Source organism: Halomonas sp. McD50-4 (genome assembly GCF_022348135.1).
In the GTDB taxonomy this organism is placed as follows: Bacteria; Pseudomonadota; Gammaproteobacteria; order Pseudomonadales; family Halomonadaceae; genus Vreelandella; species Vreelandella piezotolerans.
The window spans coordinates 1-15752 of record NZ_JAKRFG010000010.1 but is presented as its reverse complement, the minus strand read 5'-3'; the positions used below and the strand labels follow the sequence as shown (position 1 = coordinate 15752).

The window sequence follows — 15752 nt, the reverse complement described above, 5'->3', positions numbered from 1 at the left end:
TGGATGGATTCACTCTTGCCGACTGCTGACACGCTCCTTTCTCTTTCGCTTTCGCCGACGGCGCTATTACTTCTGGTACTGGGCATTGCGCTGATTGAATCTCTTGCGCTGGTGGGATTACTCGTGCCAGGCGTCGTACTGATCACGGCGGCCGCGTCGATGGCAGGGCATCAGATGATTGCCCTCCCTTGGCTAATCGGCGCGGCTTTCATCGGGGCCGTACTTGGCGACGGCTTGAGCTACTTACTGGGCGCGCGTTACAGCGATCGTGTGCTGACACGCTGGCCGCTATCGCAACATCCAGAGTGGCTGGGCCGAGGAGCGCGCTTCTTCGAGCATTACGGCGTTTACTCGGTGTTCATTGGCCGTTTCGTCGGCCCGGTGCGCCCTATCATTCCGCTTGTCGCTGGCATGATGCACATGCCAGCGCGAACTTTTCTACTGGCCAACATTACGTCGGCTGCACTCTGGGCTCCGGCCTATCTGCTACCAGGCTACTTGCTGGGCCACACCTGGCAGCAACGGCTCGACCTTCCTGCTAACGTGGAGATGGCCCTTTTTGTCATGGCCGCCAGCATCGTGGGGCTCGCTATCGTGTTCTCATGGGGGCGGGCTCAGGTGGGACGTGATGGCCGTGTGTATTTCTTCATCGCTCGGCTGGCTCGGCGCGTACCCGCCATACGGCGCCCCTGGCTAGCCATGAGCCGTAGTGGCGAGGTGCCCTTGGCGTCGCTGTTCTTATCGCTCCTCGCGCTCACCTTGGCATGCGCGTGGACACTGCTGGTGCTGAAGCACCCCGAGCCACTGATGATCGACCTTCAGGCACAGCGGCTCTTCGCTTGGCTCGACACCGACTGGCTGACGGCGACCAGCCTGGTGCTCGCCAAAATAGGTGACAAGGCTGGAATCGTCGCGCTGACGCTCCCTTGGTTCGGCTGGCTCGTCTGGATCAAACGGAGGGATTTACTGACCCATGGAGCGCTGGCATTGGGAGGCATCGGCGCGCTCAATACCTTGGGTAAGGCCGTTTTTGCAAGACCCAGGCCCGACACACCGGAGTATCTGACCGGGTCGTTCTCCTACCCCAGCGCGCATACATCGACCTGGGTCGTCGTCGCTGGCCTATTCGCCGCTTTCGCTGCATCGCGACTGCCTCGACAAAGGCGCATGTGGGTTTATTGGCTAGCCATGGTAACGGCGCTGCCGATGGCGCTGTCACGCTTGGTGCTGGGCGTTCACTGGCTGAGTGATCTCATCGGTGGTGCATTGCTGGGATTGGTCGTGTGCGCCGTGGTTCAAATCAACTGGCAGCGCCGCTATCGTCCACCGCTGCCAGCGCTGCCCTGGGCAGCGCTGTTGCTGGGGCCACTCGTGCTATTGAGCGTACGCGTAGCGTTCTTTCCGCCCGTCTGAGGCGTTACGCTCAACCAAGCGCTAGCCAAAGACCTACACCGATCATCAACGTACCCGCAATACGGTTTAATAGCCTGACATTACCACTTTTGCCTAGCACCTTACGTAGCGTTTTCCCACCAGTGGCATACACCAGCATGCTGGCAAATTCGATGGTCAGAATTACCGCGATCAACAAGCTCAACTGCGGAGCCAAAGGCCTGCTGCCGTCCAAAAAGGGGGGCAACAGCACCATGAAAAATGCCCACCCCTTGGGATTGGCCACCGCGGTGACCAGCCCCTGAGTCGCTAACTGAAGACGCCCCGCCGCGGGCCCCGTATCCAGCTCGCTAGGAATGGCCATTCGCCCACGTGAGCGCCACATCATGATGCCCAAATAAGCCAAATAGGCACCGCCCACCCACTTGAAGGCGATGAATAGTTCGGGCTGGCGCAGCATCAACGCAGCGACGCCCGCCCCCGCCGCCGCCGCTACGAAACCTACGCCGATAAGCTCCCCGATCATCATCCACAGAGTGCGCTTGACGCCTTGCGTCATGCCCAACACCATGGCCAGTGTCATGCACATGCCTGGTGTTAACGAGACGAAGAGAAACGTCGGTACGAAGACCGAGAGCGTCGCCCATGACATCATGACGAACCTTCCTTGTTTTGCGCATCGCGAGAGGTGGCCGCAACGTGTTGCTCTTCGCCCCAGCGCGGCATTAGCGTATGCGCGATCCCCAACTGATTGAGAATGCGCGCCACGATGAAGTCGATCAAATCTTCCAGGCGCTGGGGACGATGATAGAACCCCGGCGCGGCGGGCAGAATTACTACCCCCAGGCGACTCAGCGCCAGCATGTGCTCTAAGTGAATCGGCGAAAAAGGGCTTTCGCGCGGCACCATGACCAGCGTGCGACGCTCTTTGATGGCGACGTCCGCCGCCCGCTCGATCAAGTTGTTACTCGCGCCGGTGGCCACTGCCGACAAAGTGCCCGTTGAGCAGGGGCAAACGACCATGGCCGACGGTGCGCCCGACCCAGACGCCACCGGTGCCATCCAATCCTCGCGACCGAAACAACGGATCTGCCCAGGCTGCGCACCGCTGCGTTCAGTCAGCGCCTCGACCAAACGCTGCGGCTGAGCCGGAAGGGACACATCGGTTTCCGTGGCGATCACCATATGGGCTGCTTTGGAAATCATGACCCATACTTCGTGCCCAGCCTTCACCAACACATCGATCAATCTCAGACCGTACTGAGCACCTGACGCCCCGGTAAGGGCAACGGTGACCGGTGGCTTGAACGTCGTCGTCACTGTTCTAGCTCCTTCTTGGTCAATGCGTTCAATAAACGCTCATGTACCCCTTCAAAGCCACCGTTGGACATCACCACGATACGATCTAGCGGTGACGCTTGTGTGACCACGGCCTCCACCAGCGCCTCGATATTGTCAAACAGTGCGGCGCGCTCCCCCTGGGCCTCGACGAGCGACTCCATTGACCAAGCCACGTTGCTGGGCTGAAACCAAAACACCGCATCTGCCTCGGCAACGCTATCAATCAATCGCTCACGCAGCGCGCCTAAGCGCATGGTGTTGGAACGCGGCTCGATCACCGCCAGTAGGCGGCCCTTGGTCGTGGCGGCGCGCAAGCCCTCCAGCGTGGCAGCAATCGCCGTGGGATGGTGAGCAAAATCATCGATGACCTGAATACCGTTGACCTCTCCTCGGAGCTCCTGGCGGCGACGGGGCGTTTGAAAACGTGCCAACGCGGCACAGGCGCGCGCTAACTGCACCCCGCACAGGCGCGCAGCGGCCAGCGCCGCCACGGCGTTACGCGCGTTGTATTCACCAGTGAGCGTCCACTCGACGACACCATCCTCCTCGCCCTGGTCGCTGACATGCAGCACCTGGAAACGGCTGGCATCGGGACGCTCCAAGCGAAGCTGCCATTGGCTGCTGGCGTCGGTGCCAAAACGGGACACCGGCGACCAAGTGCCCATCGAGAGCACCCGTTCCAACGCAGGCTGTTGATCGGCGACCAGCAACTGCCCTTTGCGAGGTACGATGCGGACTAAATGATGAAACTGTCGCTCGATGGCGGCTAAGTCTGGAAAAATGTCGGCGTGATCGAACTCGAGATTGTTCATCACTGCGATATGCGGGCGGTAGTGCACGAATTTGGAGCGCTTGTCGAAAAAGGCCGTATCGTATTCGTCGGCCTCCACCACGAAGGGAGCATCAAAGGCGCCCAAACGAGCGGAAACACCAAAGTTGCGCGGCACGCCACCAATCAAAAAGCCAGGAGACAAACCGGCGCTCTCCAGCAGCCACGCCAGCAGGCTGGCGGTGGTGGTCTTGCCGTGGGTACCCGCCACGGCAATCACTTGTCGCCCCGGGAGCACATACTCGGCCAACCACTGCGCACCGGAGGTGTAGCGCAGGCCACTATCGAGCAGCGCCTCGACCTCGGGGTTCCCTCGCGAAAGCGCATTACCCACCACCACCAAGTCGATGGCACCCGACAGATTCTCCTCACGATAGCCTTTCATCAGGGTGATGCCCGCCTCCGCGAGCTGCGTGCTCATCGGTGGATACACATTGGCATCGGAGCCGCTCACCTCATGGCCCAATTCCCGCGCGAGTAGTGCAAGGCTCCCCATAAAGGTGCCACAGATACCGATAATGTGCAGACGCATGGGCCAAGCGCTCCCTTCCTAACCATTTCAAACGATTGAACTTACCGAACCTACCAATCAGCGAGCGCTGAGATTAGCACGCCACGCGATGATGCTCACCTTGTTCGCAAGAAGAGAGGGGACAGACGGCCGAGAAAGTGACAATGGAGACGATTTATTGCAGGATGCGCCCACCTATTGTTGGCCATTTACATTGACAGCCCTGCACCGTGACCCATAGGGCAGAACAGGAGTCCATCATGCGTGTATTGATTCGCTACTTTTTTAGAGGTGTTCGCATCTTGCTGGCGCCGGTCATGCTGATTTCAGAGAAGCTATCGACCCCTTCCGCCGTGGAGCGCTCTCCAGAAGAGCAAGCACGCGTCGATGCCGAATGCCAGAAACTCGCGCTCTATCAGTTTCGAACGTGCCCATTTTGTATCAAAGTGCGTAAAGAGATGGCGCGCCTAGGGCTCAACATCGAGCTGCGGGATGCCCAGCTGGACCCCGACCACAAACAGGCGCTGCTGGAAGGCGGCGGCAAAGTCAAAGTCCCCTGCCTTAAAATCGATCACGATGACGGGCAAGCGACGTGGCTCTATGAATCGGATGAGATCAACCGCTGGCTGCATCAGCGCTTTGCGAGTCACTAACGACTTTTAGAACTCTACCCTTTGTGCGGCCAGCTCGAAGTTAACGCGAATATCGATGCCCTCCGATATGCTGGGGGGTGTCTCAGCGTCGTGTTGAAGCGCTAAAACGCCGTGAATCTCGCCTTGCAGGTGTAACTCGCGCCCTTGCTGCTCCACGTGGTTCAATGACACATCAATATTGCCTCCTTCCGAGGTGTAAAGGGGTGGTATGGCCGTGGGTCCAATGAGCTGCATGACCTTGGCCGAGACGAGTTCATCCCCCTCCAGTACGAAACTCAGAACCAGCGCCTCTTGGGCATCCCACTCCAGCGGGTCGACGAAACCAGTGACCTCGACTTGTCGCTGGTCGCCGACATCCATGAACGTCGCATTGGAATCGTCACTTTGTCGTAATACGAACCAAGCACGCTCGTCACCGTCCAATGTCCCGACTATATTCGCCGACTCGTCAGCGCCTGCTAACAGCGCACCGCCCGTTAATGCACTGGCGAGTAGCCAGCCAACCCCTTGTTTGAACATCGCCTACGACACCTTCTGTGGTCTGTTCGAGGCTAGCCAGCCAAAGCACTGGCACGCATCGACTTTTGTCTAACACCCTGGTCTACAACGTGCGTCGTTAGCCTCATCATTTATCAGATGAATGAGGCCAGTCATTATTTCGATTGTATGACGCTATGACCTCTCTCTATGTTGTCAGCATAGCTTACGAGCTGACCGTGTCTGTTTTGCTGGTCATTGATGCGTCTGCGACATGTCCAGCAAAGCGAACAATAAACAACATACATGGGAACAAAGATGACGCTCAAGAAGACACTACTGGCCTCTGTGATTGGTGCAACCGTAGCAGCAACCGCCATTTTGCCGATGACGGCAAGCGCAGAAACCCTGCGTATTGGTTACTCTGCCGACCCTGAAACCTTGGACCTGCACGAGCAGCTCTCCGGAGGCGTATTGCGTTTTTCGCACCTCGCTTTCGACCCGCTGGTACGCTGGACCAAAGACTTCCAATTCGAGCCGCGCCTGGCCACCGAATGGGAGCAGGTAGACGACACCACCATGCGCATGACCCTGCGCGAAGGCGTTACTTTCCATTCCGGTAACCCTTTCACAGCGAAAGACGTCGTATGGACCATTGAGCGTCTGAAAGAGAGCCCGGACTACCGCGCCATATTTGATCCGGTGGCTAGCGCAGAAGCCATCGACGACTACACCGTCGAAATCACCACGTCTGAGCCCTATCCGCTGCTGTTGAACCTTGCTACCTACATTTTCCCGATGGATAGCGAGTTCTACACGGGCGAAACCGAAGAGGGTAACGACAAAGGCGAGATCGTCAAAGCGGGGAACTCCTTCGCTTCACGTAACGTATCAGGCACCGGCCCGTTCATCGTCACCGACCGCCGCCAGGGTGTCCGCGTCGACTTCAAACGTTTTGAGGATTACTGGGATACCGAAAGCGAAGGCAACGTTTCTGAAATCATTTTGACGCCGATCGCTGAAAACGCCTCCCGCGTAGCGGCCCTCCTCTCCGGTGGCGTGGACTTCATCGATGCCGTTCCGCCCAACGACTTGGATCGTGTGCGTGAAGCCGACGGTGTCGAATTGGTCGAAGTGCCCGGCACCCGTATCATTGGCTTCCAGCTCAACGAAGAGCGTGTCGAGGCCTTTCAGGATGCTCGCGTTCGCCAAGCCGTCGACCTCGCCATCAATCAGGAAGGTATCGCCGACCGCCTGATGCGCGGCTTCGCCACACCGGCTGGCCAGTTCTCTCCTGAAGGTTACTCGGGCCACAATCCGGATCTCGTTCCGCGCTACGATCTAGAACGCGCCCAAGCGTTGATGGCCGAAGCGGGCTACGAAGAGGGTTTCAGCGTCGATATGATCGCGCCCAACAACCGCTACGTGAACGATGCACAAATCGCTCAGGCGGTGGCCAACATGTTGGCACGTATCAACATTACGGTGAACCTGCGTACCATGCCGCTGGCCCAGTACTGGCCCGAGTACGACACCCGCCAGTCCGACATCGCCATGATCGGTTGGCACGCCGATACCGAAGATACTGCTAACTTCTTCCAGTATCTCTCGTTCTGTATCGATGAAGAGAGCGGTGCTGGCCAGTACAACTATGGCAGCTACTGCAATGAAGAGATCGACGCGCTGGTGACGGAAGCCGACGGCGAAACCGATCTCGAGAAACGCAACGATATGCTGCGTGAAGCCGAAGCCATGCTGTATGAAGACGTTGGTTTCGTCATGCTGCACTGGCAAAACTTGGCCTACGCGGCAGCGGAAGGCGTCGACGTTGAGCCAGTCGTTAGCGCACTGGACTTCCCCTACCTGGGTGACTTGGTGATCGAACGCTAAGCCCCACGCTGAACCGAACACCCGCGCAAGGATGCTTCGCTCTCCAGTCATGCTGGAGGGCGAAGCGTTTTCGTTGGGCCGCCACGGCCCGCATGCGGCGCGTTTCTGATTAACCTACATAGGTGGCGTACGCCATGATTGCTTTTTTAATCAAGCGGCTGATGCACGCAATATTGGTGATGTTTGTCATCAGTGTACTGGCCTTCGCCATCCAGGATAACCTGGGTGACCCTGTACAGCAGATGGTCGGACAGTCGGTCCCCGAAAGTGAGCGCGAAGCCATTCGTGAACGGTTGGGGCTCAACGACCCCTTCCTGGTTCAGTACGTGCGCTTTGCCAAAAATGCCGTTCAAGGCGACTTTGGCGTCTCCTATTTTTACCGCGAACCGGCGTTGGAAGTGATCGCTCGGCACTTGCCCGCCACCCTAGAGCTGGTCTTTGCCGCCACGCTGATCATCGTGCTGCTGTCCGTGCCCATTGGCGTCTATAGCGCGATCAAACCGCGCTCGCCCGTTTCTCGATTCTTTATGGGCGCGTCGATTATCGGTATTTCGATTCCGGTCTTTTTGACCGCCATCGTGTTGATTCAAATTTTCTCGATTGGTATTACCGTCTCGCTATTCCCGGAGAGCACGGCTTGGGGGGCTTGGCTAAATGGCTTGCTTTCGACCGAAGGCAATATGCCGTCGTTTGGCCGTGGCTATGACTTGGTGCACGTGGTGGGTCACTGGGATACCAACCTGGCAACCTGGAACGGCTTACAGCACCTGGTACTACCCGCTGTCTCGCTGGCCTCGATCATGCTGCCGCTGTTCATTCGTTTGATCCGCGCGGAAATGATGGAAGTGCTGCAGTCCGAGTACGTCAAGTACGCCCGCGCCAAAGGCATTTCCATGCGCCGGGTCTATTTCGTCCATGCGCTGAAAAACACCATGCTGCCGGTGATTACCGTGGGCGGCGTGCAAATCGGCACCATGGTGGCCTACACCATTTTGACCGAAACCGTTTTCCAATGGCCGGGCATGGGGCTGATGTTCCTCGACGCCATCAACCGTGCCGACATTCCGCTCATCGTGACCTACCTGATGATTGTCGGCGTCATTTTCGTGGTTACGAACACCATCGTGGACCTGATCTACGGCTTCGTGAACCCCACCGTAAAACTGACTGGTAAGCCCGCATGACAACGTCCACTTCTACCCCCGCACCAAACCGCTGGGAGCGCCTGCGCGACTCCTTTTTGTGGTACAGCTTCAAGCGCGACCGCACGGCACAGCTCTGCCTTGCGGTGTTCGTTTGCTTGGTCGTGACGGCGTTTTCGGCACCGTTACTGGCACCTACCGACCCTTATGACTTGGCACAGATAGACATTCTTGCCTCCGAGCTACCTCCCTTCTGGATCGATGGCGCCGACCCGATGTACACCCTAGGCACCGATGCTCAGGGCCGGGACCTTCTTTCGATCATCCTTTACGGCACGCGGGTATCGCTGCTGATCGGCTTTGGCGCCGTGGCGCTGCAAGCGCTTTTGGGGGTGACCTTCGGGCTGATGGCAGGCTATTTGGGCGGCCGCGTCGACGCTTTCCTGATGCGTCTGGCGGATATCCAGCTCTCGTTCTCGACACTGATGGTAGCCATCGTCGTAGGGGCCGTGGTGAAAGCCACCTTGGGCAGCGCTTTCTACAGCCAGTACGCCGTGCTGATGCTGATTCTGATCATCGGCTTGGCCGAGTGGCCCCAGTACGCGCGCACGGTGCGCGCCTCGGTACTCGCCGAGAAAAACAAAGAGTACGTCGACGCCGCCCGCGTCATGGGCCTGCGCAGCAAGCGCATCATGTTCCGTCACGTGCTGCCCAATACGCTGTCACCGATCTTCGTCATTTCGACGGTGCAAATTGCTAACGCCATCATTTCTGAAGCAGCGCTGTCGTTTTTAGGGCTGGGTATGCCGGAAACTCACCCTTCACTTGGGTCGCTGATCAAAGCAGGCTTTGACTACATTCAGTCAGGCTCTTGGTGGATCACGCTGATCCCCGGTGCGGTGCTGGTCGTGCTGGTGCTGTCGATCAATCTTCTGGGCGACTGGCTGCGCGATGTCATGAACCCACGACTCTACAAAGGCTGAGGACACCATGGCACTTCTTGAAGTCTCTCAACTCGACGTCCGCTTTGCCCTGCGCCAGGGCGAAGTACACGCCCTGCGCGACGTCAACTTCACTCTCGAGCGCGGCGAGCGCCTGGGTATCGTCGGCGAATCTGGCGCGGGTAAATCCGTCGCCGCCTTCTCGTTGCTGAATTTGATCGCCAAACCCGGTTTCATTGCGGGCGGAAGCATCACGTTCGAAGGCAAAGAGCTCAACAGCATGTCGGAGCGAGGCCTGCGCAAAGTGCGCGGCAACCGCATTTCGATGATCTTCCAAGACCCGATGATGACATTGAATCCAGTGCTCTCCATCGGCGAACAGATGGTGGAGTGCTTGAAGGCCCACCGCCGCATCTCCACCAAAGAAGCCCGGGCCATCGCCCTGGACAAACTACGCCAGGTGCAGATCCCCTCTCCCGAAAAGCGCTTGGATCAGTACCCCCACGAGCTTTCCGGCGGGATGCGCCAGCGCATCATCATCGCCATTGCCCTGCTACTCGACCCTGACATCATCATTGCCGACGAACCCACCACGGCACTGGACGTGACGATTCAAGCCGAAATCATGGCGCTGCTGCTGGAGCTATGCGAACAGCACAACGTGGGCTTGATTTTGATCACTCACGATCTGGGGGTGGTAAGCCAAGTGACCCAGCGTATGCTGGTGATGTACGCTGGCCGCGTCATCGAGCAGGGCCCTACGCGGGAAATCATCAACGACCCGCAACATCCTTACACCCAAGGCTTGATCAATGCGCTGCCGCAAATGGCGACGCCGGGTGAAAAACTCAACCAGATTCGTGGCAGTATGCCGTCACTCTCTAATTTGCCCAGCGGCTGTGCGTTCCATACCCGCTGTGACTTTATCAACCGAGCCGACGGGCTCCCCCGGCCGGCCTGCACCCAGCAAGTCCCCGATTTCGTCGAGTCTGGCAACTGTCGCGTGGCCTGCCACATGGTGGCGGAAATGTTGGAAGATCGCCGCTTGAAGGAGGAGAGCCTATGAATGCCCAGGCGGAAACGATCGCGACCATGCCGACTCAAAACGAAGCGAGCAACGACTCGCTACTGCAAATTCGCGGTCTTAAAAAGCGTTTCTCACTCTCCGGTGATTTTCTGGAGCAGCTACGCTTCAAAGGCGGCAAGCTGATTCGCCACCAGGAGTATGTCCACGCCATTAACGGCGTCAATCTGGACATCAAGCGCGGCGAAGCGCTCTGCGTGGTGGGTGAATCTGGCTGCGGTAAGTCCACAGTGGCGCGCACGGTCATGGGGCTGATTTCTCCCTCAGAGGGCGAAATTCGCTACGACGGCCAGCGCATCGACGATCTCAGCTCGAAGCAGCTCCTGCCCTACCGCAAGCGCATGCAGATGATCTTCCAGAACCCTTACGCGTCGCTGAACCCACGCATGACCATTCAGCAGACGCTGGAAGAGCCACTGCGGCTGCACCATCCCGACTGGAACCGCCAGCAGATCCTCGATAAAGTCGAGGAGGTGATGCGTTCGGTGGGTATCGACCCCGATTGGGGCAAGCGCTTTGGCCACGAGTTTTCTGGCGGTCAGCGTCAGCGAATTGCCATTGCCCGTGCGCTGGCCGTCGATCCCGAATTCATCGTCGCCGATGAGCCCATTTCAGCGCTAGACGTCTCTATCCAAGCACAGGTGCTCAACCTGCTGATGGATGCCCAGCGGGATCGCAACCTGACCTATCTGTTCATTACCCACGATCTGGCGGTGGTCGAGCACTTTGGGACACGGGTGGCCGTGATGTATCTGGGCACCGTATGTGAAGTCGCCACGACCGCCACGCTGTTTGCCAAGCCTCGCCACCCCTATACCCAGGCATTGCTGTCGGCCATTCCCCGCTTGGAGGACGACCGCCCTCAGCATATTCGCCTGTCGGGTGAAGTACCGACACCGGTCAACTTACCCAGCGGCTGCGTTTTCCATGGTCGTTGTCCCCATGCTAACGCCCGCTGTAAGCAAGAAATACCTGCTTTGATAACCCAGGATGACGGCACCCGCGTAGCGTGTCACGCTGTTGAGGAAGGCCGCCTATGAGCGCGGCCCCTTCAAGCGCCATACGCTTGGTCGTTTTGCGAGGTAAGGCATGGAAATTCGCTGGCTAGAAGACTTCATTGCCCTGGCCAGAACGCGACACTTCTCCCGCGCCGCCGATGAACAACACGTCACGCAGCCTACCTTTTCAAGGCGGATCAAACTGCTCGAAGAGGAAATGGGCGTCACGTTGATCAACCGACAAACGTTACCGCTGTCGTTGACGCCTGCGGGTGAAGAGTTCTTGACTCTCTGCGAACAGGTCACCGACCGGGTGCGTTTGACGCGCGACCGCGTTCGTGAAATTAGCGCCGGTCAGCAGCGGCTAATCATGGTAGCCGCACCGCAAAGTCTGCTGGCGCATTTTCTACCGGAATGGTTAGCCAGCAGCGGCTGGCAGGAGCGCATTCAGCCCTACCTTCGCGCGACGGGCTGGGTGGCCAGCGACTACTTTCAGGCGCTGGCTCGAGCAGAGTGCGATCTAGCGATTTGCTATTGGCCCGTTGGACGCTGCGATCTGGATATCGACACTAGCGCCTGCACCTATCGAGTCATTGGGCATGAACGGCTAATTCCCGTGACCGGGCGTAAAAACGACGGGTCGGCGTGTGCACTACTGCCTGGCGCTCGCCAGCAGCCAGTGCCCTGGCTGGCCTACCCCAAACGTGGGCTACTCGGCTCGGCTGTCAAAGCACATCTGGCACGGTTGCCGCAAAGCACGTACTTAACGGCACAGAGCGAAAACCTCTATGCAGCAGGTATCAAAGAACTGGTGCTGCTGGGGTATGGCATGAGCTGGCTACCCGAGCGAAATGTGGCCGCAGAGCTGGCTGACGGCACCTTGGTCAGGGCGGGCGACAGCCGCTGGGACGTACCCATGGAGCTGCGGTTGTATCGTCACCAAAGCCAGCACCATGCCGAACTCGATAGTTTGTGGGGCCAGCTCTCACCGCCCCGACTTTGAAAGGACGTTTATATGTCAGCAACCCTCTATCAACTGCAGCGCGACCACATCCAAGCACTGAATCATGCTTATCAAGCGCGCATGGCGGCGCATAACCTGGATAGTGTGGCGATATACAGCGGCCATGCGAACAACCACTTCGCTGATGACCATGCCACCAGCTTTCAGTCCTACGGCCATTTCATTCATTGGGTGGGGATGGCCGATGTTCAGCACAGCTGGCTGGTGATTCAGCCCCATCAGCGCCCCCAGCTTTATCTGTACGCGCCTGCCGATTTTTGGCACTTACCGACTCAGCTGCCTGAAGAACCCTGGGTGGCGAAGTTCGACGTACATTTATGTAGCGATAAAATCACCCCGCCGCTCACTGGACGCGCTGCCGTGATCGGCGATCTGAAAGAGCTCGCGAGCACGACACCCCTCGCCAATGTTGCCACACTTCATCCCGAAGGCTTGGTACGCGAACTCGATGAGTTGCGCATGGTCAAGTCCGCCTACGAAGTGGCTTGCCTGCGCGAAGCCAATCGACTAGCAATCGCGGGCCATCAAGCGGCTAATGCTGCTTTTATCGGTGCGTCGGCCGAACTGGATGTGCAGCTCGCCTATTTAGGGGCCAGCCGACAGCGAGAGTCGGACGTTCCCTATCAAAACATTATCGGTCTAAATGAGCATGCCGGGGTCTTACACTATCAGCGCTATGACCTGTCAGCCCCCAAACGACGTTATAGCCTGCTAGTCGATGCGGGCCGTCGTTTTCGCGGCTACTGTGCGGACATTACCCGTACCTATGCAGGCCCGGATGCACCCAGCGAATTTGGCGAGTTAATCAGCGCCATGCACGGTCTGAAAGATGAACTCATCACCCACATCGTTCCTGGCATCGAGTTTCTAACGCTACATGAGCAGATGCACCGAGGCCTAGCCGACATATTGATCTCGCACGGACTGTATCAGGGCAGCGTAGAGAGCGCCGTGGAAACCGGTGTTACGCGCGCCTTTTGCCCGCATGGACTGGGCCACTCATTAGGGATTCAGGTACACGATGTGGCCGGATTGAGGCAGCCAGACGGGAGCCCATCGCCAGCACCTGACACCCATCCAGCCCTGCGTCTCACCCGTGCGCTGCAAGCCGGTATGGTCATCACCATCGAGCCAGGCCTCTATTTCATTCCCATGTTGCTGGCACCACTGCGTAAAAAGCCCCACCCCATCGACTGGACGCTGGTCGACCGGCTCGCCGTGTGCGGAGGCATACGCATCGAGGATAATATCCTAGTGACAGAAGGCGGATCTGAGAACTTGACGTTATAGCCACTCCCTCGCCCAACAAAAAACGCCCGGCTTACGCATGTAAGCCGGGCGTATATGTATCGGATGGGTTTAGAAACGGTAAGTAATACCGCCGCCGATCGTCACTGGCTCGATATCGACTTCGCCAACGGTGGCGCCAGCCTCATTGATGTCGGCGCTTACGTCCGCGTAGCTAACATAGCCGTTCAGCATGACGTTATCCGTCACTGCCAAATCCACACCCGCTTGGCCGATGGCGCCGTAGCTCTCGTCGATGCTCAAGCCAGATGGCTCGCTGGAAAAACTCGTGTAGTTCAAACCAAGACCTACGTAAGGCTGAACTTTCGAGTCCAAACCACCCATGGGGTAGTAGTTTACCAGCAGGTTCACCGGCAGACGGTCGACGCTACCTGCGCTGCCGCCCGGCGTCGTGTTCAGGTCATGTTCGAATTTTTCAGAGCTGTTGAGTTCGACGCCAAATTTGTCGCTGAACAGGTAGCCCGCACCATAAGTGAACCCACGTGCGCTTTGTACGTTGAGGTCCGCACCGCCAACATTGCCGTTACCTGAGCCCGTATCCGTTTGGGCAACACCGCCGCGAACAAACACATCGCCTGCTTCGTAGGCCATAACGGCTTGGCTCGCCATGACGGCACTGGCAGACACGATAGCGGCGGTGATCAATTTCATTTTGCTCATCAGGGTCATCCTCTTGCATCTTGCTTGGGATTGATGCTGGTCAACGCCAGCTAACCTATACAATATATAGTATAAGAACACCGTTTCCAAATTTCATGTGAAATTTTATTATAGGTTTTCTGGCTCTGATAGCTTTTGTTAACTATCGCGCTTGACAAACGAGCATAAAAAAAGTCCCCCGAAGGGGACCCAGGTGGAGCACGCCAGCTCACTCGGTGTATTGCCGGGCAGCGCCGCGGCAACGTTGCAAAGAAGGGAGAGCATTGAGTGCCGGTTGCATCGCGACCTTAATGACTCTATTCATTTGCGAGTTACCTTTTATATTGCGAGCTGCGTGCCAAAAAAATAATTTATATTAAAAAACATAATCTTACTAAATCAATGAGTGACAAAAGCGTTAGTTATCTCTTTACTACATGAAAAAGCGCACCAGCGGCGCGCATTTTTCGCTGCATTGCTTCATAACGAATCACTCAACCGCCACCAGCAACTAGCGTTACTGGCTAACTTGATTGCGGCCGCCGCGCTTGGCTCGATAAAGTGCCTCATCTGCTAAAACCAAGAGACGGTCTTTGTTGTCCTCTGATACGTCGGTGCTACAGACCATACCTGCCGAGAGCGTGCACGCAAACTCCTGCTCCCCTTGGTTAAAGCGCAGGCGAGAAAAGTACTGGCGAATGTCTTCCAAGCGCTTCCGACCGTCCTCTGCGCTGCAGTGTGGCAGCACCACTAAAAACTCCTCGCCCCCATACCGGCCAATCATATCGGTTTGGCGTAGGCGCTGACGCAGCAGCGTCGCCACCGACGCAATCACGACGTCCCCTGTGGCATGGCCATAGGTATCATTCACCGATTTGAAATGGTCGATGTCCACCATGGCGACCACCACCGAATAGTGTTGTCGGAAGCCACGACATATCTCGTTGATCGCGGCACTTTTAATGCTGGCATGCTTGAGCAGCCCGGTCAGACTGTCTTTATTGAGCAGCGCCGACAGTGTGCGTGAGCGGGCCACGCGCACACGAATCGAGGCTACCAGCTGCGCAGCGAGAATGGGCTTGGTGAGGAAGTCATCGGCTCCGTGGCTGAGCGCATCTACCTGCTTACCTAAGTCCATCTCTGCCGATAAGAAGACGATGGGCAGACTACTCCACTCGTCATACTGCCGAACCACTGACGCTAAATCAGGGCCATCGTAATCCGGCATGTGCACATCCATCAGTAAGAGTTCGGGTCTAAACGAGGCGAGTTGATCGATGATATGGCGGGGATTGTCGAGGATGCGCACTTCCATCCCCGCGGCTTCTAGCACGAGCTGGTAATAAGCCGCCAGCTGTTGGTCGTCGTCCACGACGAGAATACGAGCGGGTGGCGATCCCCCACTGTCAAGCTAGTTGGAGTGTCAGCGGCTGTTAGACTCTGAACGATGTGGGGCGTGACGAGGTTCCGATGAAGTACTCCGACGAGCGCCGGGAAGCCATCCTCAAGAAGCTGCTCCCGCC

Annotated in this window: 15 protein-coding genes; 9 read left to right on the top strand and 6 right to left on the bottom strand. The window is 57.6% G+C overall.

Features of this window, described 5'->3' with window-relative positions:
- Nucleotides 1–15 precede the first annotated feature (15 nt).
- On the top strand, nt 16–1413 hold the full coding sequence (locus MHM85_RS12610) for a bifunctional DedA family/phosphatase PAP2 family protein (protein WP_239286214.1): 1398 nt from the start codon (nt 16–18) through the stop codon (nt 1411–1413).
- Between the two features lie 10 nt (nt 1414–1423).
- Here the strand turns inward: MHM85_RS12610 and MHM85_RS12605 are convergent, their stop codons facing one another.
- From MHM85_RS12605 to mpl, 3 genes are read right to left on the bottom strand one after another with little or no spacing between them, the layout of a single operon-like run.
- The gene (locus tag MHM85_RS12605) at nt 1424–2047 is read right to left on the bottom strand and encodes a LysE family translocator (RefSeq protein ID WP_174788519.1); all 624 of its coding nucleotides are present in this window, start codon (nt 2045–2047) and stop codon (nt 1424–1426) included.
- The gene (locus MHM85_RS12600; protein ID WP_239286216.1) at nt 2044–2712 is read right to left on the bottom strand and encodes a flavin prenyltransferase UbiX; all 669 of its coding nucleotides are present in this window, start codon (nt 2710–2712) and stop codon (nt 2044–2046) included. The genes MHM85_RS12605 and MHM85_RS12600 overlap by 4 nt, the downstream gene beginning before the upstream one ends.
- Nucleotides 2709–4094 (bottom strand): UDP-N-acetylmuramate:L-alanyl-gamma-D-glutamyl-meso-diaminopimelate ligase, encoded by a 1386-nt coding sequence (gene mpl / locus MHM85_RS12595; RefSeq protein ID WP_239286218.1) that lies wholly within the window; start codon nt 4092–4094, stop codon nt 2709–2711. The genes MHM85_RS12600 and mpl overlap by 4 nt, the downstream gene beginning before the upstream one ends.
- Before the next feature lie 239 nt (nt 4095–4333).
- On the opposite strand from mpl, the gene MHM85_RS12590 reads away from it, so the two are divergent.
- Entirely contained in the window at nt 4334–4726 is a 393-nt protein-coding gene (locus MHM85_RS12590) for a glutaredoxin (protein WP_239286220.1), read from the top strand.
- 6 nt (nt 4727–4732) lie between these two features.
- Here MHM85_RS12590 and MHM85_RS12585 read toward each other — a convergent pair whose 3' ends face one another.
- A complete protein-coding gene (locus MHM85_RS12585; protein ID WP_239286222.1) occupies nt 4733–5245 on the bottom strand; it encodes a hypothetical protein in 513 nt (170 codons plus the stop codon).
- Between the two features lie 276 nt (nt 5246–5521).
- On the opposite strand from MHM85_RS12585, the gene MHM85_RS12580 reads away from it, so the two are divergent.
- From MHM85_RS12580 to pepQ, 7 genes are all read left to right on the top strand, one after another.
- Nucleotides 5522–7093 (top strand): ABC transporter substrate-binding protein, encoded by a 1572-nt coding sequence (locus tag MHM85_RS12580; protein WP_239286224.1) that lies wholly within the window; start codon nt 5522–5524, stop codon nt 7091–7093.
- Nucleotides 7094–7227: 134 nt separating this feature from the next.
- Entirely contained in the window at nt 7228–8277 is a 1050-nt protein-coding gene (locus MHM85_RS12575; RefSeq protein WP_239286226.1) for an ABC transporter permease, read from the top strand.
- The gene (locus MHM85_RS12570) at nt 8274–9218 is read left to right on the top strand and encodes an ABC transporter permease (protein ID WP_239286228.1); all 945 of its coding nucleotides are present in this window, start codon (nt 8274–8276) and stop codon (nt 9216–9218) included. The genes MHM85_RS12575 and MHM85_RS12570 overlap by 4 nt, the downstream gene beginning before the upstream one ends.
- Nucleotides 9219–9225: 7 nt before the next feature.
- Complete coding sequence (locus MHM85_RS12565; protein WP_239286230.1) at nt 9226–10242, top strand: ABC transporter ATP-binding protein; 1017 nt, start codon at nt 9226–9228, stop codon at nt 10240–10242.
- Nucleotides 10239–11300 (top strand): oligopeptide/dipeptide ABC transporter ATP-binding protein, encoded by a 1062-nt coding sequence (locus MHM85_RS12560; RefSeq protein ID WP_139528145.1) that lies wholly within the window; start codon nt 10239–10241, stop codon nt 11298–11300. The genes MHM85_RS12565 and MHM85_RS12560 overlap by 4 nt, the downstream gene beginning before the upstream one ends.
- Nucleotides 11301–11349: 49 nt before the next feature.
- A complete protein-coding gene (locus MHM85_RS12555; protein ID WP_239286232.1) occupies nt 11350–12261 on the top strand; it encodes a LysR family transcriptional regulator in 912 nt (303 codons plus the stop codon).
- Nucleotides 12262–12273: 12 nt separating this feature from the next.
- Nucleotides 12274–13572 (top strand): Xaa-Pro dipeptidase, encoded by a 1299-nt coding sequence (gene pepQ / locus MHM85_RS12550; protein WP_239286234.1) that lies wholly within the window; start codon nt 12274–12276, stop codon nt 13570–13572.
- Nucleotides 13573–13641: 69 nt separating this feature from the next.
- On the opposite strand, the gene MHM85_RS12545 is transcribed toward pepQ, so the two are convergent.
- Both MHM85_RS12545 and MHM85_RS18510 read right to left on the bottom strand, forming a co-directional pair.
- Entirely contained in the window at nt 13642–14250 is a 609-nt protein-coding gene (locus MHM85_RS12545) for an OmpW family outer membrane protein (protein ID WP_239286236.1), read from the bottom strand.
- A 496-nt stretch (nt 14251–14746) separates the two neighbouring features.
- Entirely contained in the window at nt 14747–15601 is an 855-nt protein-coding gene (locus tag MHM85_RS18510) for a diguanylate cyclase (RefSeq protein ID WP_239286238.1), read from the bottom strand.
- Between the last annotated feature and the right edge of the window lie 151 nt (nt 15602–15752).